Origin of the sequence: Thermus sp. CCB_US3_UF1 (genome assembly GCF_000236585.1) — a bacterium.
Taxonomy (GTDB): Bacteria; Deinococcota; Deinococci; order Deinococcales; family Thermaceae; genus Thermus.
Genome location: NC_017278.1, coordinates 2123556 through 2147197 on the forward strand (window position 1 = coordinate 2123556; position 23642 = coordinate 2147197).

Genomic DNA, 23642 nt, shown 5'->3' on the forward strand with positions numbered 1-23642 from the left:
AGGTTGGAGCGGGAGACGGGACTTGAACCCGCGACCCCGACCTTGGCAAGGTCGTGCTCTACCGACTGAGCTACTCCCGCAAGGAAAAATCCCCCGCACCGACCTACTCTCCCAGGACCCTGCGGTCCCAGTACCATCGGCGCTGGCGCGTTTCACTTCCGTGTTCGGAATGGGAACGGGTGGTTCCACGCCGCTATGGGCACGGGGGATTCTCGTGTTTTGCTTTTCAAAATCCCCGCACCGCCCTTGGGGGCGGGGGATCCCGGCTGGGGTGGCACCATCAGGGCCATAAGGGTCAAGACCTCGGACGATTGGGACCGGTCGGCTCAACGCCTCGCGGCGCTTACACCCCCGGCCCATCCACCGGGTGGTCTTCCCGGGTCCTTACCGGCTTTACACCGTGGGAGGCCTCATCTTGGGGCAGGTTTCCCGCTTAGATGCTTTCAGCGGTTATCCCTCCCGCACATGGCTACCCAGCCTATGCCCCTGGAGGGACAGCTGGGAAACCAGAGGTGCGTCCCTTCCGGTCCTCTCGTACTAGGAAGAGCCCCCCTCAAGCCTCCTGCGCCCGTGGCGGATAGAGACCGAACTGTCTCACGACGTTCTGAACCCAGCTCGCGTGCCGCTTTAATGGGCGAACAGCCCAACCCTTGGGACCTTCTTCAGCCCCAGGATGCGACGAGCCGACATCGAGGTGCCAAACCTCCCCGCCGCTGTGGACGCTCGGGGGAGATCAGCCTGTTATCCCCGGGGTAACTTTTATCCGTTGATCGATGGCCCTTCCACACGGAACCACCGGTTCACTAGGCCCGGCTTTCGCCCCTGCTCGGCTTGCAGGCCTCACAGTCAGGCTCCCTTCTACCCTTGCGCTCTCCGGCGGATTTCCGTCCCGCCTGAGGGAACCTTTGGGCGCCTCCGTTACCCTTTAGGAGGCGACCGCCCCAGTCAAACTGCCCGCCAAGCGCTGTCCCCAATCCCTTGGGTTAGGCCCCCAGCCGCATCAGGGTGGTATTTCACCGGCGCCTCCACCGCCCCCGAAAGGGCGGCTTCACAGGCTCCCACCTATCCTACGCAGACGCGACCAAGAGCCAACACCAGGCTGCAGTAAAGCTCCACGGGGTCTTTTCGTCCTGCCACGGGTAGGCCGCATCTTCACGGCCAGTTCAATTTCACCGGGTCCCTCGCCGAGACAGCGCTCCGGTCGTTACGCTTTTCGTGCAGGTCGGAACTTACCCGACAAGGAATTTCGCTACCTTAGGACCGTTATAGTTACGGCCGCCGTTCACCGGGGCTTCGGTTCAGGGCTTGCACCCCTCCCCTTGACCTTCCGGCACCGGGCAAGCGTCGCTCCCTATACCTCCTCTTACGAGTTCGCAGAGAGCTGTGTTTTTGGTAAACAGTCGCCAGAGCCTGTTCACTGCGGCTCCCCTAGGGCGCCCAAAGGACGCCCCGAAGAGCACCCCTTCTCCCGAAGTTACGGGGCTAACTTGCAGAGTTCCTTGGCGAGGGTTCTCCCGCGCGCCTTAGTGCTCTCGCACCCGCCCACCTGTGTCGGTTTCCGGTACGGGTTCCCGTGGGTTGTGCTTAGAGGCTTTTCTTGGCTCCCTGGCTTCGGAGGGTTGTCACCCTTACGGGCTTCCCCACCACGCAGAGCTTCTGGGAAGCGGATTTGCCTACCTCCCACCCTGCGCTTCTGGCCGGGCTCAGCCATGGCTCCGGTCCCCCTAGCCTAGAGCGTCCCCCCATCGCACCCACGGGAAGGGCCGGAATATTAACCGGCTGCCCTTCGGCTACGCCTCTCGGCCTCACCTTAGGTCCCGCCTAACCCTACGCTGACGACCATTGCGTAGGAACCCTTGGGCTTACGGCGACAGGGATTCTCACCCTGTTTATCGTTACTCATGCCGGCATTCGCACTTCCCTTACCTCCAGCCGCCCTCACGGGTCGGCCTTCATCGGCATCGGGAACGCTCCCCTACCGCCTGAGGGTTGCCCCCCAGACCCGCAGCTTCGGCGCTGGGCTTAAGCCCCGATCATTTTCGGCGCAGCGTCACTCGACCAGTGAGCTATTACGCACTCTTTAAAGGATGGCTGCTTCTAAGCCAACCTCCTGGCTGTCTCAGCGACGCCACATCCTTTCCCACTTAGCCCAGACTTCGGGACCTTAGCTGGCGGTCTCGGTTGTTCCCGCGCTTGGACGCGGACGTTATCGCTCGCGCCCTCACTCCCAGGCTCCACCTGGGACCCTTCGGAGTTTGACAGGGTTTGGTAGGCTGGTGGGCCCCCTAGCCCTATCAGTGCTCTACAGGCCCCAGTCAGCACCTGAGGCTGACCCTAAAGTCATTTCGGGGAGAACCAGCTATCTCCGGGTTCGGTTAGCTTTTCACTCCTAACCCCAGCTCATCCGAGGGGTTTGCATCCCCCACCGGTTCGGGCCTCCACTGGGTTTCACCCCAGCTTCACCCTGGCCAGGGCTAGCTCACCCGGTTTCGGGTCCACGGCCGCGGACTGCGCGGGCCGCACGCGGCCCGCCTCCGCCCTCTTCGGACTCGGTTTCCCTACGCCTCCGCCTCCTCGGCTTAAGCTCGCCCACGACCGTGAGTCGCCGGCTCATGCTTCAATAGGCACGCCGCAACCCGCAAAGGGGCCGCGACTGCTTGTAAGCCCACGGTTTCAGGCTCTATTTCACTCCCCTCCCGGGGTTCTTTTCACCTTTCCCTCACGGTACTGGTTCACTATCGGTCACCCGGAGTACTTAGCCTTAGGCGGTGGTCCGCCCAGATTCCCCCATGGCTCCACGAACCACAGGGTACTCGGGTACCCTCACCTATCCCTTAAGCCTTTCGCCTACAGGGCTTTCACCTTCTCTGGCGCTGCTTCCCAGCAGCTTCGGCTAGACCAGGGATTCGGTATCCGAGGGCCCCACAACCCCGCCCGGACAAGCCGGACGGTTTAGGCTCTTCCCCTTTCGCTCGCCGCTACTCAGGGAGTCGCTTTCGCTTTCCTCTCCTCTGGGTACTGAGATGTTTCAGTTCCCCAGGTTCCCCCCGCCAAACGGCGGTGACCTGTGTTCCCACAGGCCGGGTTCCCCCATTCGGACATCCAGGGATCTGTGCCCGCTACCGGCTCCCCCTGGCTTATCGCAGGTAGCCACGTCCTTCATCGGCTCGGGTGCCAAGGCATCCACCGTGGGCCCTTAGCATCTTGACCCTACAAAGCCGCACTGCCGTACGGCTTACAACCGCATCACTCGCCACCCCAGCTTTCAAGATCCCCCGCCGCCTCCCAGGCAGCGCAAAGAAAAAACTACCAGACCTAAAGACCCCTGTCAAGGGGGGAGGGTAGAATGGGGTTAGCCGGGTATGGAATGACCCTCCAGGCCACCTTGCGGGAAGCGGATCTGGTGCGCCCTTTGCCCAAGGGCTACGTGCAGTGCCGGGCCTGCGCCCACTACTGTGCCCTTCCCCCAGAAGGGGTGGGCAAGTGCGGGGTGCGGCGCCACCTAGGGGGCAGGCTTTACCTGGTGACCTATGGCAAGGCCGCCGCGGTCCACCTGGATCCGGTGGAGAAGAAGCCCCTTTACCATTTCCACCCGGGGGAAGGCATCCTTTCCGTGGGCACCGTGGGGTGCAACCTCTTCTGCGCCTTCTGCCAGAACTGGCGCATCTCCCAGTTGCGCGGGTTCCGGGTGGATGCCGAAGGGCACCTGGACCGGCCCATCGGGGAGGACTGGCCTCCGGAAAGGATCGTGGCCCAGGCAGAGGCCTTGGGGGTGCGGCTTCTGGCCTACACCTACAACGAGCCCGCCGTCTGGATCGAGTACGTCCGGGACACCGCCCAGCTGGCCAAGGAACGGGGCATGCAAAACGTCTTGGTGACCAGTGGGTTTGAGACCCGGGAAGCCTGGAGCTACATCCGCCCTTATCTGGACGCCGCCAACGTGGACCTGAAGGGGTTTAGCGAGAGGTTTTACCGGGAGATCTGCGGGGCCCGGCTGAAGCCCGTTCTGGAAACCCTCGAGCACCTGGTGGCCCAGGGGGTCTGGGTGGAGGTGACCACCCTCCTCCTGGAGGGGTACAACACCCAGGAGGAAGAGGTGCGGGCCATGGCCCGCTTCCTCCGGGGGCTTTCCCCCGAGATCCCTTGGCACCTCTCCGCCGCCCATCCCGATTACCGCATGCTGGACCTAGAGCCCACCCGGCATGCCACCCTGGTACGGGCCTACGAGATCGCCAAGGAGGAGGGCTTGCGCTTCGTCTACCTGGGAAACGTGCTGGACGAGGCCCGAAGCTCCACCTTCTGCCCGGGGTGTGGCGCCCTCCTCATCCGGCGGCGGGGCTATTGGGTGGAGCCCCGTTGGGAAACCCCGGGCCTCTGCCCAGGGTGCGGCAGGAGGATCCCCGGCGTATGGACCTGGTAAGGCCTCCAGCGGTAGCCGGCTACTTCTACCCCCAGGAGGGCAGGGCCTTGGAGCAGGAGGTGGCAAGGCTCCTCGGCGAAGCCGCCAGCCCCCCCGGGCCCAGGATCCGCGGGCTTCTCCTGCCCCACGCCGGCTACCGCTACTCGGGGCGGGTGGCGGCCAAGGGGTTTGCGGCCCTCCTCCCCTGGCGGGGAAGGGCAAGGCGGGCCATCCTCCTCGGGCCCAGCCACTTCCTGGCCTTTCGGGGCGTGGCCTTCTACCCCTACCGGGCCTGGGCCACGCCCTTAGGGGAGGTGGCCGTGGACCTGGAAGGGGGAAGGCGGCTTCTCCGGCTGGGCCCCCCCTTCCGCGAGTACCAGGAGCCCTTCCTGGAGGAGCACAGCCTCGAGGTCCTCCTCCCCTTCCTGCAGGCGGTCCTCCCCCACACCCCCATCCTCCCCCTCCTGTTCGGGGAGGTGGACCCCGGGGAGGCTGCCCGGGGCCTTTTGGAAACGCTGGGCCCCGAGGACCTGGTGCTGGCTTCCAGCGACCTCTCCCACTACCACCCCGACCCCATGGCCCGCACCCTGGACGCCAAGACCCTGGAAAGGGCCCTGGCCCTGGACGCCCAAGGGGTGGCGGGGGCCGAGGCCTGCGGCCGCCTTCCTTGGGCTACCCTCACCCTCCTGGCCCGAGCCCAGGGCTGGCGGGCCCAGCTTTTGGCCTACGCCACCAGCGCCGAGGCCTCCGGGGATGCGGGGCGGGTGGTGGGGTATGCGGCGGTGGCCTACCTGGCCTAAAGGCGTAGGAGGGGCCGGAACCAGGGGATGGAGAGGAGAAGGAGGAGAAGGGCCAGGGCGAAGAGGAGCCGGGCCCGGGGCTTGCCCTTCCGGGCCTGGCCTAAGCCGGCATGGGCCAGGCCCAGGGCCACAAGCCCCCCCACCCAGTGTTCGGCCACGAAGTAACGGGCCTCCCCCGGGGTCTGCAGGGTAGCCTCCAGGGCGGCCAAGGCCCCTTGGAAGAGCGGGCTAGCGAAGGCCAGGAGCACCCCCAGGACCACCTGCAGGGTGAGGGCGTGGGCGAAGAAAGCGCCTGGCCGGGGCTCGGGGCGGACCAAGGCCCAAAGGCCGAAGGCCAGGACCAGCCAGCGCACCAGGTTGTGGAGGAAAAGCAGGGCCTCGTGCATGGCAAAAGCCTACCCCAGCCCCCCGCGGGACCTGGGGAAGGAACACACAAAAAGCAGGCCGGAAAGGATAAAGGGCAGCCCGGTCAGGAAGAAGGCCACCCCAGGGGCCCGGCCAGGGCTGCAGAGACGAGGCCAAAGGCTATGCCTCCAGCCAGGAGAAACCATCCCCCAAGGCGGGGCCGCCGCCAGGCCAGGAGGAAAATCCGCGCCTCCTTTCCCCTGACCCCAGGGCCCCGGCAAAGAGGAGAAGGAGCCAAAAGGCTGCGGCCAGACCGGAAAGAAGGCGGGCCACAAGGCGCACTACCCCTCCAGCAGGGCCAGGGCCTGGCGGAGGTCCTGGACCTCGAGGTGGGCGGGGTAGCGGGGGTCCCGGGGCCGGTGGCCCCGGTCCACCCACACCGCCTTAAGGCCTGCGAGCAGGGCCCCCTGCACGTCCCGCTCGGGATTGTCCCCCACCATCACCGCCTCCTCCGGGGCCACCCCGAAGGCGCAAAGGGCCATGCGGAAGAGCCTAGGGTCGGGCTTGCCCAGGCCCACCTCCCCGGAGATCAGGGTGAGGGAAAAAGCTTCCCCCAGGCCCGCCCCAAAGAGCTTCTCCCGCTGTAGGTCCGGCACCCCGTTGGTGAGGAGGAGCAGGCCTGCCCCCTTGGCCCGTAGGGCCTCGAGGAAGCCCGGCACCTCGGGAAAAAGGGGGTAGCGGCGCCTTTCGTGGAAGAAGGCCTCGGCCAACTCCCGCGCCCGCTCCACCGGCCCGCCCAGGAGCCCAAGGGCCTCGCGGAAGACCCGCTCGCGAAAGGGCCAGGCCCAGGCGGCCAGGGCCTCGAGGCCCGGGGTGGTGTAGCGGGCCCAAAGGGCCTCCAGGGCCGAGTGGCCGATGCGCTCCGCCCAGGGGTAGAAGGGGGCTTGGCGGAAGAGGGCCTCGGCCCGGGCCTTCACCGCGGGGAAAAACCCCTTTACCCCCACCTCCTGCCCCAAGGCCTCCAGTACCCCTTGGCTCACCCCGTGGTCCTGGAGAAGGGTATCGTCCAGGTCCAGAAGCCAGAGCCTCATGCCCCCTCCTGGACCAAAAGGGGGTTCTCCCCGGGGTCAAAGAGCAGGAGGTGGTCCCCGGCCTCGCGGAAGGCCAGGCCGTACTTGGCCAGGCGGAGCTTCTCATGCTCCAGGCTTTCCACCAGGAAGACCAGCCGGCCTTCCCAGAAGCGGAGGCGGGCGAAGCCCTCCCCCTCGGGCCGGGGACGCTGGGGCCCCCGCTCCACCCCCCCGGGGCCGGGGCGGAGGAGGAGCAGGGGCCCCTCCTTGGGCACCAAAAGGGCCTCCTTCTCCGGAACCAGCTCCTCCAGGGCCAGGCCCAAGGCCTGGTAGAAGCTCACCCCCTGGCCCAGCTCGGGCACGTACAGCAAAAGGGTTTCGCTCATAGGCTTCGCAGGAAGCGGCGCAGGTCCTCCTCGTCCTCCACCACCTGGAGGAGGGCCAGGTCCTCGGGGGCGATCTCCCCCTGGGCCCGGAGGAAGGCCAGCCAGTAGGGGTCCACGGCCAGGGGCCGCCCCAGGCCCCGCCGCAGGTAGAGGAGGTTCCAGGCCAGGGTGAGCTCCGCCAGGGTGCCCACCCCCCCGGGCAGGGCCAGGTACCCCGCCCCCAGGTCCAGAAGCCGCCCGATGCGCTCGGGCAAGGTGGCCGCCGGGAGCTCCAGGTCCACGTGGGGGTTGGGGCCCGTGCGGTCGGGGAAGAGGGCTGGGGCGGTAACCCCCACCACCACCCCGCCCTTGGCCTTCACCCCCCGGGCCAGGGCCTCCATCCCCCCCTTGTACCCGCCGCAGGCCAGGCCAAACCCCTCCTCGGCCAGGACCTCCCCGTAGCGGACCAGCCTGGGGTAGAGGGGGTCGGCTGGGGAGAGGCGGGAGGAGACAAAAACGGCAAGAAGGCGCATCTAGCGGCAGCGCACCACCAAGACCGGCACGGAAACCCGGTGGAGGACCCCCTCGGTCACCGAGCCCAAGAGGAGCTTGTCCAGGCCCGTCCGCCCGTGGGTGCCCATCACCAGGAGGTCAAAGCCCTTGGCCGCCTCCACGATGGCGGGCACCGGCACCCCCTCCTTCACCTCCCCCGTGGCCTCCACCCCCTTGGCCTGGGCCAGGGAGAGGGCCTTGGCGATGGCCTCCTCCCCCGCCTTCCTGAGGTCCTCTAGGAGCTCCAGGCCGTAGGGGACGCTTTCTGGGGCAATCCAGATGGCCTGGGCCGGGTTCTCCAGCACGTAGAGGAAGTGGACCTTGGCGGAGAGGGCCTGGGCCAGCCCAAGGCCATGCTCAATGGCCTGGAAGCTGCAGGGGCTCCCGTCCGTGGGCATAAGGATGGTTTTGTACATAAGGCCTCCTTCGTTTTCATCATACCCTGGGGCGTAGACTAGGGGCGTGTGGATCTACGGGCGGAACCCGGTCCTCGAGGCCCTGAAAACCGGCCAGGCCCGGCGGGTCCTGGTGGCCCGGGGGGTGGAGGGCTGGTTCCTAAGGGAACTGGAACGCCTGGGGGCGGAGTACACCCTGGTGCCCCGGATTGAGCTGGACACCCTGCTCCGCACCACCCACCACCAGGGGGTGGCGGCGGAGGTGGAAGAACCCCGGTACGCTCCCCTGGAGGAAGCCTTCCGCCTGGCGGAGGCCCGGGGGGAGCCTCCCCTTTTGGTCTTCCTGGACGGCATCACCGACCCCCGGAACTACGGGGCCATGATCCGCAGCGCCCTGGCCCTGGGGGCCCACGGGGTGGTTTCCGAGGCCCGCCGAAGCGCCCCTCTTTCCCCCCTAGCCCTGAAGGCCAGCGCCGGTGCGGCCCTAAAGCTCCCCGTGGTCAAGGTGACCAACCTACCCCGGGCCCTGGAGGAGGTGAAGGCCCGGGGGCTTTGGGTCTACGGCCTGGACCTCCGGGGGGAGAAGACCCCAAGGGAGCTGGACTTTAAGCGGCCCCTGGCCCTGGTGGTGGGCTCGGAAGGGGAAGGGATGCGGCGGCTGGTGCGCGAGGGATGCGACGAGCTTTTCCGCATCCCCATCCGCCCCGAGGCCGAGTCCCTGAACGCCTCCGTGGCCTTGGCCATCGCCCTCTATGCCGCCCGGGAGGCCCGGGGTGCCCGGGGTGTAGGATAGGGGCGTGGACTGGGTCCGGCTCCTCTCCCGCCTCCTCCAGGCGGAAAGCCTCCCCGGGCAGGAAGGGGAGGCGGCGGCCCTGCTCCTCGAGGCCCTGAAGGGCATGGGCCTCCCCGCCTGGTTGGACGAGGCGGGCAACGTGGAGGCCCTCCTGGGGGAGGAGGAGCCCGAGGTGGTCCTGGCGGGACACCTGGACGTGGTGCCCGTGGGGGACCCTGGGCGCTGGCCCTACCCCCAAGGGGCCGTGGCGGAAGGGGCCCTCTGGGGCCGGGGGGCGGTGGACATGAAAGGCCCCCTGGTGGCCATGCTCCTGGCCCTGGAGAACCTTGCCCAAAGGCCCCTTCGGGGAAGGGTGCGCCTTTTGGCCGCCGTGCAGGAGGAGGTGGGGGGGTTGGGAAGCCGCCACGCCGCGCCAAGGCTTTCCCCCCGGGCCTTCATCCTGGGGGAGCCCTCGGGACGGCGGCTCATGCGGGGGCACCGGGGCCGGGCCGAGGTATGGGTGGACCTGGAGGGAGAGGAACGGCACGCCGCCCTGGCGGGCGAGGAAAACCCCCTTTACGAGCTGGCGGAATACCTCCTGGCCCTGCGCGACCTCCCTCCCCTTCCCGGCCTCCACCTCACCCCCACCCGGGTGGACACCTACCCCGGGGCCAAGAACCAGACCCCGGGGGTGGTGCGGCTTTACCTGGACGTGCGCTACGAGCCTGAAGCAGACCCGGAGAGGCTTTTGGAAAGGCTGCGGGCCCTAGGGGGGGCCTCGGTCTACATCCCCGAGGAGGAACGGGGCTCAGGGGAGGTGCGGATGCGGCTTTCCGCCCTCTGGCCCCCCTACCGCCTGGGGGAAGACCACCCCCTCCTCCTCGAGGCCCTCAAGGCCTTGGGCCAGGAAAGGGCTGGGCTCTGGCCCTTCACCACCGATGCCCCCTACCTGGGGGCCAAGGCCCCGGTGCTGGGCTTCGGCCCTGGGGACCCCGCCCTGGCCCACACCCCCAAGGAGCACATCCCCCTGGCCGAGGTGGAAGCCGCGGCCAGGGACTACGTCCGCCTGGTGGAGGCCCTATGGAGCGCCGCACCCTAGCCGGAACCCCTTACCGCAAGCTCCTCACCGCCCCCCGCCCCGTGGCCGAGGGGCTCAAGGCCAGGCTGGAGGCCAAAGGCATCCCCGTCTTTCTGGAAACCCCCTTTTCCGGCCTCCCCGAGGCGGCCCTGGGCACCTACATGGGGGACGTGGGCCTCTGGGTGCCGGAAGCCCTCTTGGGGGAGGCCGAGGCCTTGCTGGAGGAGGAGATCCCATGAGGGTGGTGGGCCTGGACCTGGGAGGCACCAAGATCGCCGCCGGGGTGTTTGACGGGGAGGGCCTGCGTTCCCGGGTGGTCCTCCCCACCCCCAAGGAAGGGGGGGAGAAGGTGGTGGCCGCCCTGGCCGAGGCCGCCCTCCAAGCGGAGGCCCAGGCCGGGGCAAAGGCCCAGGCCATCGGCCTCGGTACCCCCGGCCCCTTGGATTTCCAGCGGGGGATCATCCGCTTCACCCCCAACATCCCTGGCCTGCAGGACTTCCCCATCCGCCGCCTCCTGGAGGAGGCCACGGGCCGGCCCGTCTACCTGGAAAACGACGCCAACGCCGCCGCCTTGGCCGAGCACCACCTGGGGGCCGCACGGGGGGAGGAGAGTTCCCTTTTCCTCACGGTCTCCACCGGGATCGGGGGTGGGGTGGTCCTTAAGGGCAGGGTGCTCCGGGGGGAGCGGGGCCAGGGCGGGGAGCTGGGGCACACCACCCTCCTCCCCGGGGGGCCGGTGTGCGGCTGCGGCCTGGAGGGGTGCCTCGAGGCCCTGGCCGCCGGCAGGGCCCTGGAACGGGAGGCCAGCTACGCCTACGGGCGCCCCGTGGACACCAAGGAGCTCTTCCGCCTCTTCGGGGCGGGGGAGGCCAAGGCCAGGCGTCTGGTGCTCCAGGCGGCCCGGTACGTGGGCATCGGCCTGGCTAGCCTGGTCAAGGCCTTTGACCCCAGCGTGGTGGTGGTGGGCGGGGGCCTGGCCCTGAACGCCCCCATGGGGTACTGGCAGGCCCTGGAAGAGGCCTACCGCCACTACCTGGCCGGCTGGGAGGTCCCCCCCCTGCGCCGGGCCCTTCTGGGGAGCGAGGCTGGGCTTCTGGGGGCAGCCCTCACCGCCTACCTGGAGGTGCAAGGTGGCGGCGGGTAAGGTTCTGGTCCTGCTGGGGCTTGTCCTGGTGGCCCTAGGCCTTCTGCTCCTTTATGCCCCCAAGCTCTTCGCCTGGTTCGGCCACCTGCCCGGGGATATCCGAATCGAACGGGAGGGGTTCCGGCTTTACCTGCCCCTCACCTCCTCCTTGCTGCTCTCCCTGCTCTTGAGCCTGGTCTTGGCCCTGGTGCGGCGCTAGGAGGAAAACCCGCTCCTTGCCTGCCCTGGGGCGGTACAGGCGCAGGGAAAAGGCCACCACCCCCAGGCCGCTCACGGAAACCCGCCAGGGCCCTGGGGGCAGGAGGGCCAGGTAGCGGAAGGGTTGGCTACGGGCAAAGCCCAGGGTCAGGGCGCCTCGAGGGGTACCTAGGGTCAAGAAGGGCCCCTCCCCTGGCCCCGGGCTGTAGGCCTCCCCCTTCACCTCCAGCACCAGGCTCTCCTCCAGGGGGGCAAAGTCCAAAAAGGCCTCCTCCCCCGGCTCCAGCAAGGCGGCGGCAAACCCCTCGGGTGCCGCCTCCAAGCCCCTGCCCTCCCCGGGGAGCAGGGCCTGCTCCCGGCCCAGGCCCAGGAAGCGGTAGGGAAAGGCCTCGGGGGAAAAGGCCTGCCGCAAGGGGGTAGGAAGGAGGGACCACGCCTCCTCCCCCATGGCCAGGCGCATGAGGGCCTCCTCCCGGGCAAGCCCTGCCAGGGCCAAGGCCGCCGCCGCCCGTTCCTGGAGCTCGCGGCGCCAGCCTGGGGGCAGGGCCTGGGAAAGGAGGCGGCGCTCCGCTTCCTTGGCGAAACGGTAACCCTCCCGGTACACCAGCCACCCCTTGCGCTCCAGCTCCCCCAGGTAAGGGTAGGCCTCCAAAGCCTCCAGCACCGGCTCCGGCAGGGAACCCCCCACCACGGAAAGCCGCTCTAGGGCCATGCGGGCCGGCTCGCTCAGCCAGCGGGCCTGGAGGCGCAGCTGGGCCAAGGGCCGCTGGGGTAGGTCGGCGCAGGCCAGCCAGTCGGCCATCCATTCCGGCTGCCCCCCGGAAAGGAAGTAGATCCGGGCCGCCTCGAGCAAGGGAAGGCCCGCCAGGGGCCCACGCCGGGCTTCAGACCAGGTAAGGGGCGGAAGGTCCACCACCCGAAGCCGCTCCGGCGGGTAGTGGGCCCGAAGCTCCAGGAAAGCCCGGGGTTCCTCCCCGGGCTCCAGGTTGAGGACCACGAGCCCGCGGTGGGCCAGGACCTCGCGGAGAAGGGAAGGGGGAAAGGGCCCTTCCAGGTAGGAAAGCCCCTGGGGGCGAAGCCCTTCGTGGAAGGGCAGGCCCAGGGCCTGGGCCAGGGCCTGGGCCAGGTCCCGCTTGCCCGCACCCGCCCGCCCTTTCAGGACCAGGACGAGGGGAAGGGGGAGGGTGGCCAGCTCCCGCACCAAGGCCTCCCGGATGGGCACGGGGGGCCTCCGCTCCCAGCGCAGGCGCACTTCCTGGACCCAGTCCCAGAGTCCCTCCACCGCCTCCAGGCCTTCCAGGACCTCCCCCTGCCCGGTGGCCTCCAGCTGGATCCAGGGGGGGAGCGCCAAGGGGTCCTGCCCCGGGGGGAAGGGCCGCTCCCCCAGGGCCCGGGCCAGGCGGTGCAGCTCCACCCGCAGGTTTTGCAAACCGGCCCCGTGCCCGTAGAGGAGGTCGGCCAGGCGGGCCCTGGGAGTAGGCCCCTCCAAGGCCAGGTAGTAGAGGAGGGCCAGGCCCTTGCGGGAAAGGCGCACCTCCTCCAGGCCGGATAGGAGGCGGGGCCGGCCAAAAAGGGGAAGGGTGTAACGGGGGGGGTTACCCGAGCGTTTCAACGCGTTACCACCCTGGCTTTTATTCTACCACCTTCCCCAACCCGCCTGGCCTCCAAGGGCACCTTTTCCCAGGAAACGCCAGGGAAACGCGCCCTCGCCTAACCTTAGAGCGTCCTGAGAGGCTCAAGCCTCCCGGGACGGATTAAGGAGGGATGTATGCGCAAAGGGATGTTGGTAGCAGTCTATGTACACGTCAAAACCTCCATAGGGCATAACCCCAAGGGACTTCCGCGCCTTCCTCCCCCTGCACCCCAGAGGGCAAGCGCCCAAAGGGTGAGCAGGTCCAGCCCCGCCCGGAAGAGGCTCTGTCCCAGCCTCCCGTGCTTCTTGGGCCTCACCGGACGCACCCGGTGCAGCACAAGCCCCGTCCGAAACGCCCACACGAAGGCCAGGCTCAAGGGGACCAAAAGCCGCGAAAGCCTCTCCCCCCGCGTCACGTGCGTGGCCTCCAGGTCAAATCCCCGCCCCTTCAGGGCCCCAAAGAGCCGCTCTATCCCCCACCTGAGCCCGTACACCTCCAGCACCCGGTGAGGGTCCAGGTCCGTAGCCACAATCAGCCACTCCCGGACCCCAAGGCGCAACCCCACCACCCACATGCGCCGCCCGTAGACCCAGTACCGCCGCCTGGGCACCCGGCTCTCTCCCACCTTCAGGGAGGCAAAGAGCTCCCAGGCCCGAGGGCCCGAGCCCAACCGCCACATCCGGGTGTTGGCCTTGATTCGGATGCACCGGGGGATGCCCTTCTCCTCCAGGTACCGGAACCACGCCTCCCCTATGAACTCCCGATCCGCCAGGAACCCCTCCACCCGGAGGTGGGGGAAGTGGGCCCTCAGGAAAGCCAAGGCCCTCTCCATCAGGGCGATGCGTTCGGGGGTGGAGGAGTTGCCGTCGTGGGGAAGGAAGCTCCAGAACAGGGGGACGGCCAGGCCTTGGTACAGGAAGGCCAGCATCAGGAGGTTGACCTTGCTCTTCCCCAGCTCCCACTCGGTCCGGTCCATGACCAGGAGGAGCCCTTGGGGTCGGAGGAGGGCGAAGATGAAGCGGGCATAGCCCTCCCCGTCCAGCCCCGGCCAGGCCAAGAACCGCTGGAACCTTCGGTAGGCGGAGCGGGGGTCAGGGCTGGCTATGGAGCCGAGGGAAAGAGCGAGTCTGGGGCCGCTTGTGGTGCGGGCGGTGACCAGAGCCATCACCAGGGCGGCCAGGAAGGTGAGGCGCCTGAGGTCGGCCTTCCAGTATCGCTTCAAGGCGTTGATGAGTGGGGTAAGCTGTTCCATGGGGACCACCTCCTATGGGTACCTGCCCATCCACGTGGGCGCAGGTCCATCCTAAAGGGGTGGTCCCACGTTTTGACGTGTACTGAGGGTAGCAGTATTGGCCCTGGCCCCCTTGGCCCTGGCCCAGATCGTGGCCCCCACCACGGGTAACGGCCCGGACGCCGTGGCCAAGGGGGTAAACTCGGCCTCGGTGAACCAGACCATCCAGCTCATCCTGCCCAAGGCCACCGCCTTGCACCTGGACGTGACCACCCTGACCTTCGACCTCACCGCCTTGGATGGCCCCAACTGGCCCAACTCCGGGGCCGATTTCGGCAACCAGATGGTCTGCGTCTACGGGCTCCAGGAAGACGATGTGAGCACCAAGCTGGGGGACAACTTCTACAACCAGATCCAGACCCTGCCCCTGGGTACCTACTACGAAGTGGCAAACTGGCCCAACATCCGCATCGTAGGGGGCGGCCAGGTCACCGCTTACCCGCCCATCAAGCTGGACAAAAACGGGGAGCTGGTCCCGGGGAGCAAGAACCACTTCGTCTGCTACCGCTCCTTCATCCTGCAGAAGTTCTCCAACGGCAAGCGGTGGGAGCTGACCGTAAGCCGCAACGACCCGCAAGGCGCCCAGAGCATCCAGCATCTCTACATCCAGGACAACCCCTGCGACACCTTCGGCGCCGCCACCGGCCTCTACGCCCTGCCCAACGGGGCCACCCTGCAGCTCGTGCCCAAGAACCTGCAGGCCGGCCCCACGGGGAGCCGTTCCAACAATAACCCCAAGCAATGCGGCTACAAGAGCTGGCTGGATGACCTGGTGGTGGTGGCCGTAAAGGTCAACGCGGACCTCTGGGGCACCAGCACGGCCAACCTCACCTACACCCTCGCCACCACCGCCTGGTAAGCGGCCAGGGGCCCAAGCCCCCAAAGGGGCTTGGGCCCCGTTCCCCTAAGGAACGCATGAAGCGCCTCGTCCCCCTCCTCCTCTTCCTGGCCCTAGGCGGCCTGGCCCAAAGCACCCTGGGGGTAGAGCCCCCGGTCCTCCTCAAGGAGGCCAAGCCGGGGGACACCCTCACCCACACCCTCCTGGTCCACAACGTGGGCACCCGGCCGGTGCGGGTTCGGGTGAGCCTGGGGGACTGGACCTACGACCCCATGGGGAGGATCCAGTTCCTGCCCGTGGGCGCCCTGAAGGAAAGCGCCAGCCCCTGGGCCACCTTCAGCCCAGCGGAGTTCACCCTGGAACCCAAGCAGTCCCGCCCCGTCACCTACACCCTCACCGTGCCCCGGGACGCCACCCCCGGAAGCCACTGGGGCATCCTCTTCCTGGAGGCAGAAGACCCCAACCCCCCTCCCGGCATCCCCCTCGCCACCTTCCGGGTGCGCATGGCCCACGTGTTCTACGTGAACATCCCCCCCTTGCGCACCGCCGGGCGCATCACCGGCATCGTGCCCAGCGCCCCCAAGGGCCCCCAGGATCCTTTCCGCTTCGCCATCCAGTACCAAAACACCGGCAACACCGCCCAGAAGCTTTCCGGCCGTTTTGAGGTGCGGGACCCTTCCGGACGCAAGGTGGCCGAGGTGGCCATCGAGGAAGAGGTGGTCCTGCCCGGACAGGTGCGGATCCTGCCCGTAAGCCTGGTGGGCCCCCTGCCCGCGGGCAACTACACCGCCTTGGTGGTCCTCAACTACGGCGATCCCGAAAGGGACGTGGCCGCGGACCTGCCCTTCACCCTGCGCGCCCCCCTGGCCGCTCCCCCAGCCCCCCCCACGCCCCCTGAGGGGGAGAAAGGAGGCACCCCATGAGACCCTGGCTGGCCAGCCTGGCCCTCCTCTTGGCCCCCGCCCTGGCCCAGGCCACCTGGATCGTCCAGACCCTGATCCCTGAGACCATCGCCCTGCGCACCCCCACCACGGAGATCGCCTTTGACCTCAAGGATTACCCTCCCAAGAGCTTTCCCGCCATCTATCCCGCCACCAACCTCGAGGGGGGGGTCCTGCCGGTGCAGGTCTTCTCCAACGCCCCGGGGGTCTGGAGCCTCCTCCTGCAGATCCCCGACCTCAAAGATCCCGGCGGGGCCCTCCTCCTCCCCGCCCGCCAGGTCCTCTACCGGGTGAACGGGGGGCTCTGGCTCCGGGCCGACGGCACCCCCCAGATCGTCTACACCCAGGCCGGCCCCACGGCGGGGTGGCTGGAGATCCGCCTGGAGTTCGCCCTCGAGCTTCTGGGCAACGAGCGGGCGGGCAGCTACGTGGTCCAGGCCCTGGTCACCGCCCTGAGGCAGCCTTGAGATGAAGCCCCTTTGGGCCCTTCTACCCCTCCTGGCGGGCCTGAGCCTGGCCCAGGTCCGCCTCACCCTCCCCTCCCCCCTCGCCGGGGTCCCCGGGGAGTACCTGACCCTGAGCCTGCGGGTGGAAGGGCGGGGGGCGGTGCGCTTCCGCCTTTTTCCCCCGGAAGGCTGGCAGGCCCTCTCCTCGGAACGCCAGGCGGTGCTGGAGGGGAAGGAGGAAACCCTAAGCTTCACCCTCCGCGTCCCCCCCCTGCCGGCGGGGACCCGGGGGAAGGCCGTGGTGGTGGCCTACGTGGGGGAGCAGGAGGCCGCCCGGGCGGAGGCGGAACTGGCCGTCCTGCCCCTGATCCAGATCGCCCTTTCGGTTCCCCCCACCCTCGAGGCCGAGCTGGGAGGCCCCTTTGAGTTCCCCGCCTATATCACCAACCGCTCCAACCAGCGGGTGGAGGTCCTCCTGGAAGCCGAGGCCGCCATGTTCCAGGTCTTCCTGAACCCCCCGGGCCTGGGCCTGGCCCCTGGGGAAACGGGGGCGGTGCGGGTGCTGGTGAGCCCCGAGGGGCAGATCTCCGCCGGCTACCGCTTCTACATGAAGCTCCGGGCCACCCCCAGGGGCCTGCCCGAGGCCCGGAAGGAAGCCGGGGTCATCGTCCTCTTCCGCGACCCCCTGGTGGGGGGCCGGAAGGGCAAAGACCCCGAGCTAAGCCTGGGCCTAGGCGTGGGTTTCAGCCTAGGGGCCACCTGGGAAAGGGGCCAGCTCCGGGGCCAGGTGGGCTACCAGCTCCTCCCCACCCTTTCCGGGGCCCTTTCCGACTACGTCACCGCCACCGCCAGCCCAGGCCCCGTCAGCGGGGACCTGGAAAACCCCCTGCGCCTCCCCCAGACCCTCACCCTAAGCCTCCGAGGGGAGGGCTGGGAGGCCCGGGCCCAAGGGGGCCCAGGGAGCTTTAGCCTGGCCACCGCCTTCCGCTTAGACCCCGTGCGCCTGGGGGTGGAGGGGGGCTACCGTCCCCAGGGGCTGGCCTTCCGGCTGAGCGGGGTCAGCCTGGACAAGGCCCTGGACCTGCAGGGCAGCCTCAGCACCCAGGCCACCCCCACCGGGCGCCAGGACAGCCTCAGCCTCCGCTACCGCCTGCCCCTGGAGGGAGGGCTCAGCCTAGGCCTGGGCACGGACCTGGCCGGGCAGGCCGGGGAGGGGTACCGGGTTTCCTTCGGCCTGAGCCAAAGCCTTACCTGGCAGACCCAGGGGCTGGAACTGGTGCAAACCTATAGCGGCGTGCCCCTGGCGGGCCTCCACGCCCTGGGCCTGGCGGGGGGCACGCGAAGCCTTTACCCTTGGGGCCTCCGGGGGAGCACCAGCCTGCAGCTGGGCCCCAACCTGGGCCTCTGGCAGAGCCGGCTCAGCCTCTACTACCAGCCCCTTCCCGGCCTCCTCCTCACCCTCACAGGAAGCTACCGCCAGCAAGGGGAGGAGCGGGGCTTTGGCCTGGCCCCAAGCCTCACCGCCAGCTTCGGCGCGCCCGGGGTGGTCTGGGGAAGCCTCAGCCTGGGCTACGGCACCGAGCAGACCCTTTCCGGGCAGGCCCCCGAACGCCAAACCTACCAGGGAAGCCTCAGCCTGGGCACCCGCGAGTTCAGCCTCTCCGGCTACCTGCGCTACCTGGCCCAGGAAACCCCCTACCTGGAAGGCAACCTCCTCCTGCGCTATGCCTTTCCTGGGGGGAGCCTCGAGGGGGTCTACCTGGTCAAGCAAGGAGGAGCCCAGGACCAAAGCCTCTATGGGGTTAGCTGGAGCCACCTCTGGCCAGGAAGCCTGCAAAGCCGCCTCTTTTACGAATACCGCCAGCAACAAGAGGCCAGCCAGCGCCTGGGCCTCACCCTCTCCCAGCGGAACTTCCTGGAACCGGGCCTCTCCCTGGGGGCCACCTACGCCCTCACCCTCCAGGGGGGCGAGGCCCGGCACGACTTTGGGCTGAGCCTGGCCTACGCCCAGGCCCTCGCCTTCGCCACCCCCAAGGAGGTGGTGGACCTGTTTGGCGGGCGCAAGGGGGGGGAGGTGGCCGGCCGGGCCTTCCGCGACACGAACCTGAATGGCCGCCTGGACCCCGGGGAGGAAGCCCTGTCCGGGCTACGGGTCTGCCTGGGCAACACCTGCGAAACCACCGACGCCGAAGGGCGCTACCGCCTGGTGGTGGCCCCTGGGGAGGGGAGTTTGCTCTTCGGCAACCTGCCCGCCACCCTGGCCCTGGTGGGGGAGGAACGGGTTTCCGTAAGCCTAAACGCCCGCCTGGAAAAGGACCTGCCCTTCGCCCCCGCCACCAGCTTGCCGGTCGTGGTCCTGGATACCGACACCGGCCAAGGCCTGGCCTTCGCCGGGGTCTGCGCCGAAGGGCCGGTCAAGCGCTGCACCCGGGCCGACGCCAACGGACAGGCCCTGCTGGGAGGCCTCTTCCGCGGAACCTACCGGGTCTACCCCGACCCCCGTTTCCTCCCCCAGGGGTACCGGGAGGAAAAGGCAGCCCAGGTCCAGGTGGAGCCCGGAACCCCCCTTGCCGGCGTCCAGGTGAGGGTGGCCCCCCCCAAGCGGGAGATCGTGGTCACCTACACGGCCGACCGCCTCAGCCTGGTGGCCACCGCCGACCCTCCGAGCCCCCTCGCCGGGGCGGAGGTGGAGGTGAAGGCCCTGGTCCAAGGGGAGGCTGAGGCGGTATGGCTGGAACTGCCCACGGGGCGGATCCCCTTACAGCCCCAGGGGGAGAACTACTATGCCGCCCGGATACGCCTCACCTTGCCCCCTGGCTTCCACAGCCTAAGGGTCCTGGCCCAGGGGCGGGAAGAGGCGGAAGCCCCGCTCTTCCTCCAGGTCCTTCAGGGGGCCCTCTTCGACCCCCGGGTCCTGGAAGGCCCCAAGGTCCGCCTCACCCTGCGCTTCCGGGCGCGCCAGGTGGCCTTGAGCAAAGGGGGGGAGAGCTTTCCCCTAAGGAGCGAAAACGGTTACACCTGGACCGGGGAGGTGCCCCTCGGCCCCGGTCAGCACACCCTCTTGGTGCTGGCCGATGGGGAGATGCTGGGGCAGGTGGCCCTCAGCATCCCCGCGGAGAGCGCAACGCATTAGAGGATTGGGAAAGGAGGAATTGGGTATGCGGTATTGGTACGGCATTCTTTTGGCGGTGGGGCTTCTGGCGGCCTGCTCGCAAAGCCCCCAAGGGGTGAACCCCCAGGCGGTGGTGGTGCCGGCTTCGGTGACCGTGGAGAAGACCGCGGTCCCCAAGTTCAAGCGCACCTACCGCTGGACCATCGCAAAGCAGGTAACCGACCCCGCGAGCGGTACCCTCACCCTGGCCACCGGCCAGGCCTACACCTTGAAGTACGCGGTGAACCTTCTGGGAACCCCCACGGATTCGGACTTTAGGGTGGAGGGCAGGGTGACCATTCGGAACACGGGCAGCGTGCCGGTGGAACTGCAAGCCCCCACGGACACCATCACCCCGGGCGGGATCGGCGTGACCCTGAACTGCGGGGTCACCTTCCCCTATACCCTTTCGCCCGGAAGCAGCTTGGTCTGCGACTACAGCCAAGCTCTGCCCGATGGGCAAAGCCGCACCAACAGCGTGGCGGTGAGCTGGTCCGGCGGGGGGCAAAGCGGCACCGCCACCGCCCAGGCGGGCTTCAGCTTCACCAACCCCACGGAGGTGGTGGACGGCAGCGTCACCGTGAGCGACCCCTCGGCCACCTTGGTGAGCAGCATCAGCGGCATCGACCCCCAGGGAGTCATCTCCCAGACGCACTTCTTCGAACGCACGGTAAGCTTTGACCGCTGCGGGGAGTACCGGGTGGAGAACACCGCCACCTTCACCACCAACACCACCGGCACCCAGGGCTCCGCCTCGGCCACGGTCCAGGTGAACGTGCCCTGCGTAGGCGGCTGTACCCTGACCCAGGGCTACTGGAAGACCCACTCCCGGTATGGCCCCGCCCCCTACGACGACACCTGGGCCCAGATCGGGGAGGACACCCCCTTCTACCTCTCGGGCAAGGGCTACTACCAGGTCCTCTGGACCCCGCCCTCCGGGGGCAACGCCTACTACATCCTGGCCCACCAGTTCATCGCCGCCAGGCTGAACATCCTGAACGGGGCCGCCACCACCCCTGCCGTGGATGCCGCTTTGGCCTGGGCCCACACCTTCTTCCAGACCTATAGGCCCACGGATAGCCTGAGCAAGGCCCTGGCCAACCAGGCCAAGGGGTACGCCGCCACCCTGGACAGCTACAACAACGGCTACATCGGCCCCGGACACTGCTCCGAGTAGGAGGAGAGGATGAAAAAACTTGGCCTTCTCCTCCTGGCCCTGGCCGCCTGCACCGCTCCCCAGGGCATCCGCACCACGGGCAACCTGAGCATCCAGGCGGTGCAGCCCGACGTGGTGGCGGGGTGCGTGGTGCGGGCGGGAGACTGGATGCTCCTCAAGGGCAACACCTTTGGCAGCCAGGCGGACTGGGATGCGGGCACCAACTACGCCCTCTTCCCCCCGGACCTCCCCGCGGAAGACCCCGAGATCACCCAGGCGGAAAACCCCGCCACCCTGATGTTCCGGGTGCCCCAGGGGGCGCAAAGCGGGATCCTGCGCGTGCACGTGGAAGGCGTAGGGGATGCGGAAATCCCGGTCAACGTCCAGGCCCTGGGGGTGCAGATGGCCGTCCCGGGGTGCGAGGTACCCGCACCCCCGCCGCAGCCCAACTAAGGCCGTAGGGCCCACCCTCCCCGCCAGGGCGGGGAGGGTTTACTTGAGGTGGCTTAAGAACTCTTCCCGGGTCTTCTGGCTTTCGCGGAAGACCCCCAGCATGGCGCTGGTGATGGTCCGGGAGTGCTGCTTCTCCACCCCCCGCATCATCATGCACAGGTGGACCCCTTCCACCACCACCCCCACCCCTTGGGGTTCCAGGACCTCCTGGATGGCCTCGGCCACCTGGACCGCCAGGCGCTCCTGCACCTGGAGCCTGCGGGCAAACATGTCCACGATGCGGGCGAACTTGGAAAGGCCCAGGATCTTGCCGTTGGGGATGTAGCCGATGTGCACCTGGCCGAAGAAGGGGAGGAGGTGGTGCTCGCACAAGGAGTAGAACTCCACGCCCTTCACCACCACCATCTCGCTCCCCTCGGCCTGGAAGACCGCCCCGTTCACGATCTCCTTCAGGTCCTGGCGGTAGCCCCGGGTGAGGAAGGCCCAGGCCTTGGCCACCCGTTCGGGGGTTTTCCGGAGGCCCTCCCGGGCGGGGTCCTCGCCGATGACGGCCAACCACTCGGCGGAAAGGTGCTGGAGGCGCTCCAGGTCCACCTCGGTTGCGAAGCTCAGACCAGTTTCTTCGATCTCCACCATCTTGCGGCTCATGGTACTCCCCCCTGGATCCGCCACCTGTATCCCCACCCTCATTCCGGCTGGAGGAGGCCCTGGGCGAGCAGGAAAGCGGCCTCCTCCTCCGCAAGGGGAAACCCCTGGGCCACGCGCCGGAGGGCCTCGAGGGCCTCCTTCCGCCCCCGCTTGAGGCTGAGGTGGAGCTCGCTAAAGGGGTTCAGGGCATCCTGCCCCCGGAGGGTGAGGCGGTAGCGCCTCGGGGGCTCCACGGGAGAAAGCCCCTTGCGGTACCGCTCCGCCAGGGCCTGGTACCGCGGGGCGTTGCCGGGAGGGGTGGCCGGGCCCTTCACCCGGGCGGGTACCCCCAAGGCCAGCATCCCCTCCGGCACCTCCATCCCCGGGGGAACCACCGCCCCCGCCCCCACCACGGCCCCCTTGCCGATCCGGGCCCCGTTCAGCACCACCGCCCCCATGCCGATCAGGGCCCCCTCCTCCACCACCGCCCCGTGGACCACCGCCCGGTGGCCCACGGTGACGCCCGGGCCCAAAAGGCAGGGGAAGCCGGGGTCGGCGTGGAGCACGGCCCCGTCTTGGACGTTCGTCCCCGGGCCCACCACCACCCGCTCCAAATCCCCCCGCACCACGGCCCCGAACCAGATGGAAGCCCCCTCCCCCACCTCCACCTCCCCCACCAGGTAGGCCCCGGGGGCCAGGAAGGCGGTGGGGTGGACCCTGGGGGTCTTCTCCTCAAAACGGTAGACGCTCAAGGGCCACCTCCAAAAGCCGTAGGTCCTCGGGGAAGGCGAGGAGGCCCCTGGCCTCCTCGGGGGCAAACCAGCCCACCCCGGTCATGCCCCCTTCCAGACGGGGCTCCCCTTCCCCCCGCATGAGGAACCAGTGCACCTCCCGCTCCACCCCCTTGGCGTTCACGTAGCGGGTGGGGAAAAGGGGACCAAGGACCTGGGCCTCCACCCCGGTTTCCTCCAGGACCTCCCGCACCGCCGCCGTTTCCAGGGCCTCGCCCGCCTCGGGGTGCCCCTTGGGGAAGACCCAGAAGCCCATGCGATCCCGGAGGAGGAGGACCTCCCGCCTGGCGTTGAAGACCACGCCCCCCGCCCCTAGCTCCATCCGTACCTCCCCTTGAGGTAGGCCAGGGTGGCCTCGTCCACCTCCGGCCCCCCCCGGTAGCGCTCCTCCAGGTTCTCCATGCCGATCAGGGCCCAAAGGGCCCGTTCGGTCTCGGGGTCAAAAATCCCGTGGGCCTCCCCCGAGTAGAGGCCCAGCCCCCTCAGCACCCCCTGGAGCCAGCGCACCTCCTCCGCGGTGAGGGGGCGCCTCTCCTTGGGGCGCTCAAAAAGAAGGCGGTGAAGGGCGAGGAGGCGGAAGAGCTCCTCCACCGGCTCCGGGTGGTCGTCCGCCCGGAGGTCCACGTACCGGTCCCAAAGCCCGCCGTACCCCTTCCCCTCCCCCACCACCAAAAGGGCGGCGGACTGCTTGCCCCGCCTGTCCCCCCCAGCCCTCTCCCCTGCCCTCAAGGCCAGGAGAAGCCGCTCGGGAAAGGGGGCCTTTTCCCGCAAGAAGGTTTCCACCATGGCCTCCACCACCTGGGGGCCGGTGAGGAGGTTCCCCTGGGCGGCGAATCCCTCCCCCGCCACCCCCCCGGCCCAGGGATGGCAGTCCGCCCCCGTGAAGGTGAGGGCCTCCCCCCGGGCGCTCACCAGGCCGAACTGGCGCCGTTCCAGCTCGGGGTCGGTGCGGCGGAAGGCCTCCAGAACCCCTTGGGGGCTGGCCCCGGCCTCCAGCAAGGCCAGACCCTGGGGCCCGAAGCGGGGGTTGGCGTAAGACTGGGTGGCCACCGCCCCCACCCCCGCCCGGGCATGGGGGACCACGGCCCCCACCGCCAAGAACTTGCTGGCCACGGCCACGCCCAGGTCGCCCGTATCCGGGTCCCGGGCCACCAGGGAGAAGGTGGCCACCACCATGCCCTTATCCTACGCCCCTC

The 23642-nt window shown here is 68.8% G+C and carries 24 protein-coding genes, 1 tRNA gene and 2 rRNA genes; 13 read left to right on the forward strand and 14 right to left on the reverse strand.

Going from position 1 to position 23642, the window contains the following annotated elements; genetic code table 11:
* Positions 1-4 precede the first annotated feature (4 nt).
* The 3 genes from TCCBUS3UF1_RS10715 to TCCBUS3UF1_RS10725 form a co-directional block, all read right to left on the reverse strand.
* Positions 5-80: transfer RNA gene (locus tag TCCBUS3UF1_RS10715), tRNA-Gly, on the reverse strand.
* Positions 81-90: 10 nt separating this feature from the next.
* Positions 91-207 (reverse strand): 5S ribosomal RNA (gene rrf / locus TCCBUS3UF1_RS10720).
* Between the two features lie 84 nt (positions 208-291).
* Positions 292-3210, reverse strand: a 23S ribosomal RNA gene (locus TCCBUS3UF1_RS10725).
* A gap of 157 nt (positions 3211-3367) precedes the next feature.
* On the opposite strand from TCCBUS3UF1_RS10725, the gene amrS reads away from it, so the two are divergent.
* Positions 3368-4420 (forward strand): AmmeMemoRadiSam system radical SAM enzyme, encoded by a 1053-nt coding sequence (gene amrS / locus TCCBUS3UF1_RS10730; RefSeq protein WP_014516525.1) that lies wholly within the window; start codon positions 3368-3370, stop codon positions 4418-4420.
* The gene (gene amrB, locus TCCBUS3UF1_RS10735; protein ID WP_014516526.1) at positions 4408-5199 is read left to right on the forward strand and encodes an AmmeMemoRadiSam system protein B; all 792 of its coding nucleotides are present in this window, start codon (positions 4408-4410) and stop codon (positions 5197-5199) included. Before amrS ends, amrB begins: the two co-directional genes overlap by 13 nt.
* Here the strand turns inward: amrB and TCCBUS3UF1_RS10740 are convergent.
* From TCCBUS3UF1_RS10740 to TCCBUS3UF1_RS10760, 6 genes are all read right to left on the reverse strand, one after another.
* Entirely contained in the window at positions 5196-5585 is a 390-nt protein-coding gene (locus TCCBUS3UF1_RS10740) for a hypothetical protein (protein WP_014516527.1), read from the reverse strand. The genes amrB and TCCBUS3UF1_RS10740 overlap by 4 nt on opposite strands.
* A 139-nt stretch (positions 5586-5724) precedes the next feature.
* A complete protein-coding gene (locus TCCBUS3UF1_RS11840; RefSeq protein ID WP_155983297.1) occupies positions 5725-5886 on the reverse strand; it encodes a hypothetical protein in 162 nt (53 codons plus the stop codon).
* Positions 5886-6635 (reverse strand): HAD family hydrolase, encoded by a 750-nt coding sequence (locus TCCBUS3UF1_RS10745; RefSeq protein WP_014516529.1) that lies wholly within the window; start codon positions 6633-6635, stop codon positions 5886-5888. The genes TCCBUS3UF1_RS11840 and TCCBUS3UF1_RS10745 overlap by 1 nt, the downstream gene beginning before the upstream one ends.
* Positions 6632-7000, reverse strand: coding sequence for a hypothetical protein (locus TCCBUS3UF1_RS10750; protein ID WP_014516530.1), 369 nt, complete (start codon positions 6998-7000; stop codon positions 6632-6634). Before TCCBUS3UF1_RS10750 ends, TCCBUS3UF1_RS10745 begins: the two co-directional genes overlap by 4 nt.
* On the reverse strand, positions 6997-7512 hold the full coding sequence (locus tag TCCBUS3UF1_RS10755) for an LOG family protein (protein WP_014516531.1): 516 nt from the start codon (positions 7510-7512) through the stop codon (positions 6997-6999). The genes TCCBUS3UF1_RS10750 and TCCBUS3UF1_RS10755 overlap by 4 nt, the downstream gene beginning before the upstream one ends.
* Positions 7513-7947 carry a universal stress protein gene (locus TCCBUS3UF1_RS10760; protein WP_014516532.1) on the reverse strand — a complete coding sequence of 145 codons (435 nt, stop codon included), beginning with the start codon at positions 7945-7947 and terminating at the stop codon, positions 7513-7515.
* 46 nt (positions 7948-7993) lie between these two features.
* Here TCCBUS3UF1_RS10760 and rlmB point away from each other — a divergent pair, with 46 nt between their 5' ends.
* From rlmB to TCCBUS3UF1_RS11670, 5 genes are read left to right on the forward strand one after another with little or no spacing between them, the layout of a single operon-like run.
* Positions 7994-8719, forward strand: a complete 726-nt coding sequence (rlmB, locus tag TCCBUS3UF1_RS10765; protein ID WP_014516533.1) for a 23S rRNA (guanosine(2251)-2'-O)-methyltransferase RlmB — start codon at positions 7994-7996, stop codon at positions 8717-8719.
* Between the two features lie 4 nt (positions 8720-8723).
* Positions 8724-9797, forward strand: a complete 1074-nt coding sequence (locus TCCBUS3UF1_RS10770; RefSeq protein WP_014516534.1) for a M20 family metallopeptidase — start codon at positions 8724-8726, stop codon at positions 9795-9797.
* A complete protein-coding gene (locus tag TCCBUS3UF1_RS10775; protein ID WP_014516535.1) occupies positions 9779-10015 on the forward strand; it encodes a DUF2007 domain-containing protein in 237 nt (78 codons plus the stop codon). The genes TCCBUS3UF1_RS10770 and TCCBUS3UF1_RS10775 overlap by 19 nt, the downstream gene beginning before the upstream one ends.
* Positions 10012-10920 (forward strand): glucokinase, encoded by a 909-nt coding sequence (locus TCCBUS3UF1_RS10780; protein ID WP_014516536.1) that lies wholly within the window; start codon positions 10012-10014, stop codon positions 10918-10920. Before TCCBUS3UF1_RS10775 ends, TCCBUS3UF1_RS10780 begins: the two co-directional genes overlap by 4 nt.
* On the forward strand, positions 10907-11119 hold the full coding sequence (locus TCCBUS3UF1_RS11670; RefSeq protein WP_081477236.1) for a DUF2905 family protein: 213 nt from the start codon (positions 10907-10909) through the stop codon (positions 11117-11119). Before TCCBUS3UF1_RS10780 ends, TCCBUS3UF1_RS11670 begins: the two co-directional genes overlap by 14 nt.
* 1793 nt (positions 11120-12912) lie before the next feature.
* On the opposite strand, the gene TCCBUS3UF1_RS10790 is transcribed toward TCCBUS3UF1_RS11670, so the two are convergent.
* Entirely contained in the window at positions 12913-14004 is a 1092-nt protein-coding gene (locus TCCBUS3UF1_RS10790; RefSeq protein ID WP_014514485.1) for an IS4 family transposase, read from the reverse strand.
* Between the two features lie 97 nt (positions 14005-14101).
* Between TCCBUS3UF1_RS10790 and TCCBUS3UF1_RS10795 the strand changes: the two genes are divergently transcribed.
* From TCCBUS3UF1_RS10795 to TCCBUS3UF1_RS10820, 6 genes are read left to right on the forward strand one after another with little or no spacing between them, the layout of a single operon-like run.
* Positions 14102-14902 (forward strand): hypothetical protein, encoded by an 801-nt coding sequence (locus TCCBUS3UF1_RS10795; protein ID WP_014516538.1) that lies wholly within the window; start codon positions 14102-14104, stop codon positions 14900-14902.
* Between the two features lie 56 nt (positions 14903-14958).
* Positions 14959-15804: a hypothetical protein gene (locus tag TCCBUS3UF1_RS10800; RefSeq protein WP_014516539.1), complete on the forward strand. Its 846-nt coding sequence runs from the start codon at positions 14959-14961 to the stop codon at positions 15802-15804.
* Entirely contained in the window at positions 15801-16289 is a 489-nt protein-coding gene (locus tag TCCBUS3UF1_RS10805) for a hypothetical protein (RefSeq protein WP_014516540.1), read from the forward strand. Before TCCBUS3UF1_RS10800 ends, TCCBUS3UF1_RS10805 begins: the two co-directional genes overlap by 4 nt.
* Position 16290: 1 nt before the next feature.
* Positions 16291-19401, forward strand: coding sequence for a hypothetical protein (locus tag TCCBUS3UF1_RS10810; protein WP_014516541.1), 3111 nt, complete (start codon positions 16291-16293; stop codon positions 19399-19401).
* 25 nt (positions 19402-19426) lie between these two features.
* Positions 19427-20596, forward strand: a complete 1170-nt coding sequence (locus tag TCCBUS3UF1_RS10815) for a hypothetical protein (RefSeq protein WP_014516542.1) — start codon at positions 19427-19429, stop codon at positions 20594-20596.
* A 9-nt stretch (positions 20597-20605) separates the two neighbouring features.
* Positions 20606-21028 (forward strand): hypothetical protein, encoded by a 423-nt coding sequence (locus TCCBUS3UF1_RS10820; protein WP_014516543.1) that lies wholly within the window; start codon positions 20606-20608, stop codon positions 21026-21028.
* 39 nt (positions 21029-21067) lie between these two features.
* Here TCCBUS3UF1_RS10820 and folE read toward each other — a convergent pair whose 3' ends face one another.
* Genes folE through TCCBUS3UF1_RS10840 form a run of 4 tightly spaced genes read right to left on the reverse strand, consistent with a single transcriptional unit; the run spans position 21068 to position 23622 of the window.
* Complete coding sequence (gene folE, locus TCCBUS3UF1_RS10825) at positions 21068-21676, reverse strand: GTP cyclohydrolase I FolE (protein ID WP_014516544.1); 609 nt, start codon at positions 21674-21676, stop codon at positions 21068-21070.
* Between the two features lie 38 nt (positions 21677-21714).
* Positions 21715-22407: a gamma carbonic anhydrase family protein gene (locus TCCBUS3UF1_RS10830; protein WP_014516545.1), complete on the reverse strand. Its 693-nt coding sequence runs from the start codon at positions 22405-22407 to the stop codon at positions 21715-21717.
* Positions 22388-22768, reverse strand: coding sequence for an NUDIX hydrolase (locus TCCBUS3UF1_RS10835; protein ID WP_014516546.1), 381 nt, complete (start codon positions 22766-22768; stop codon positions 22388-22390). The genes TCCBUS3UF1_RS10830 and TCCBUS3UF1_RS10835 overlap by 20 nt, the downstream gene beginning before the upstream one ends.
* The gene (locus tag TCCBUS3UF1_RS10840; RefSeq protein ID WP_014516547.1) at positions 22759-23622 is read right to left on the reverse strand and encodes a DUF1028 domain-containing protein; all 864 of its coding nucleotides are present in this window, start codon (positions 23620-23622) and stop codon (positions 22759-22761) included. The genes TCCBUS3UF1_RS10835 and TCCBUS3UF1_RS10840 overlap by 10 nt, the downstream gene beginning before the upstream one ends.
* Positions 23623-23642 lie beyond the last annotated feature (20 nt).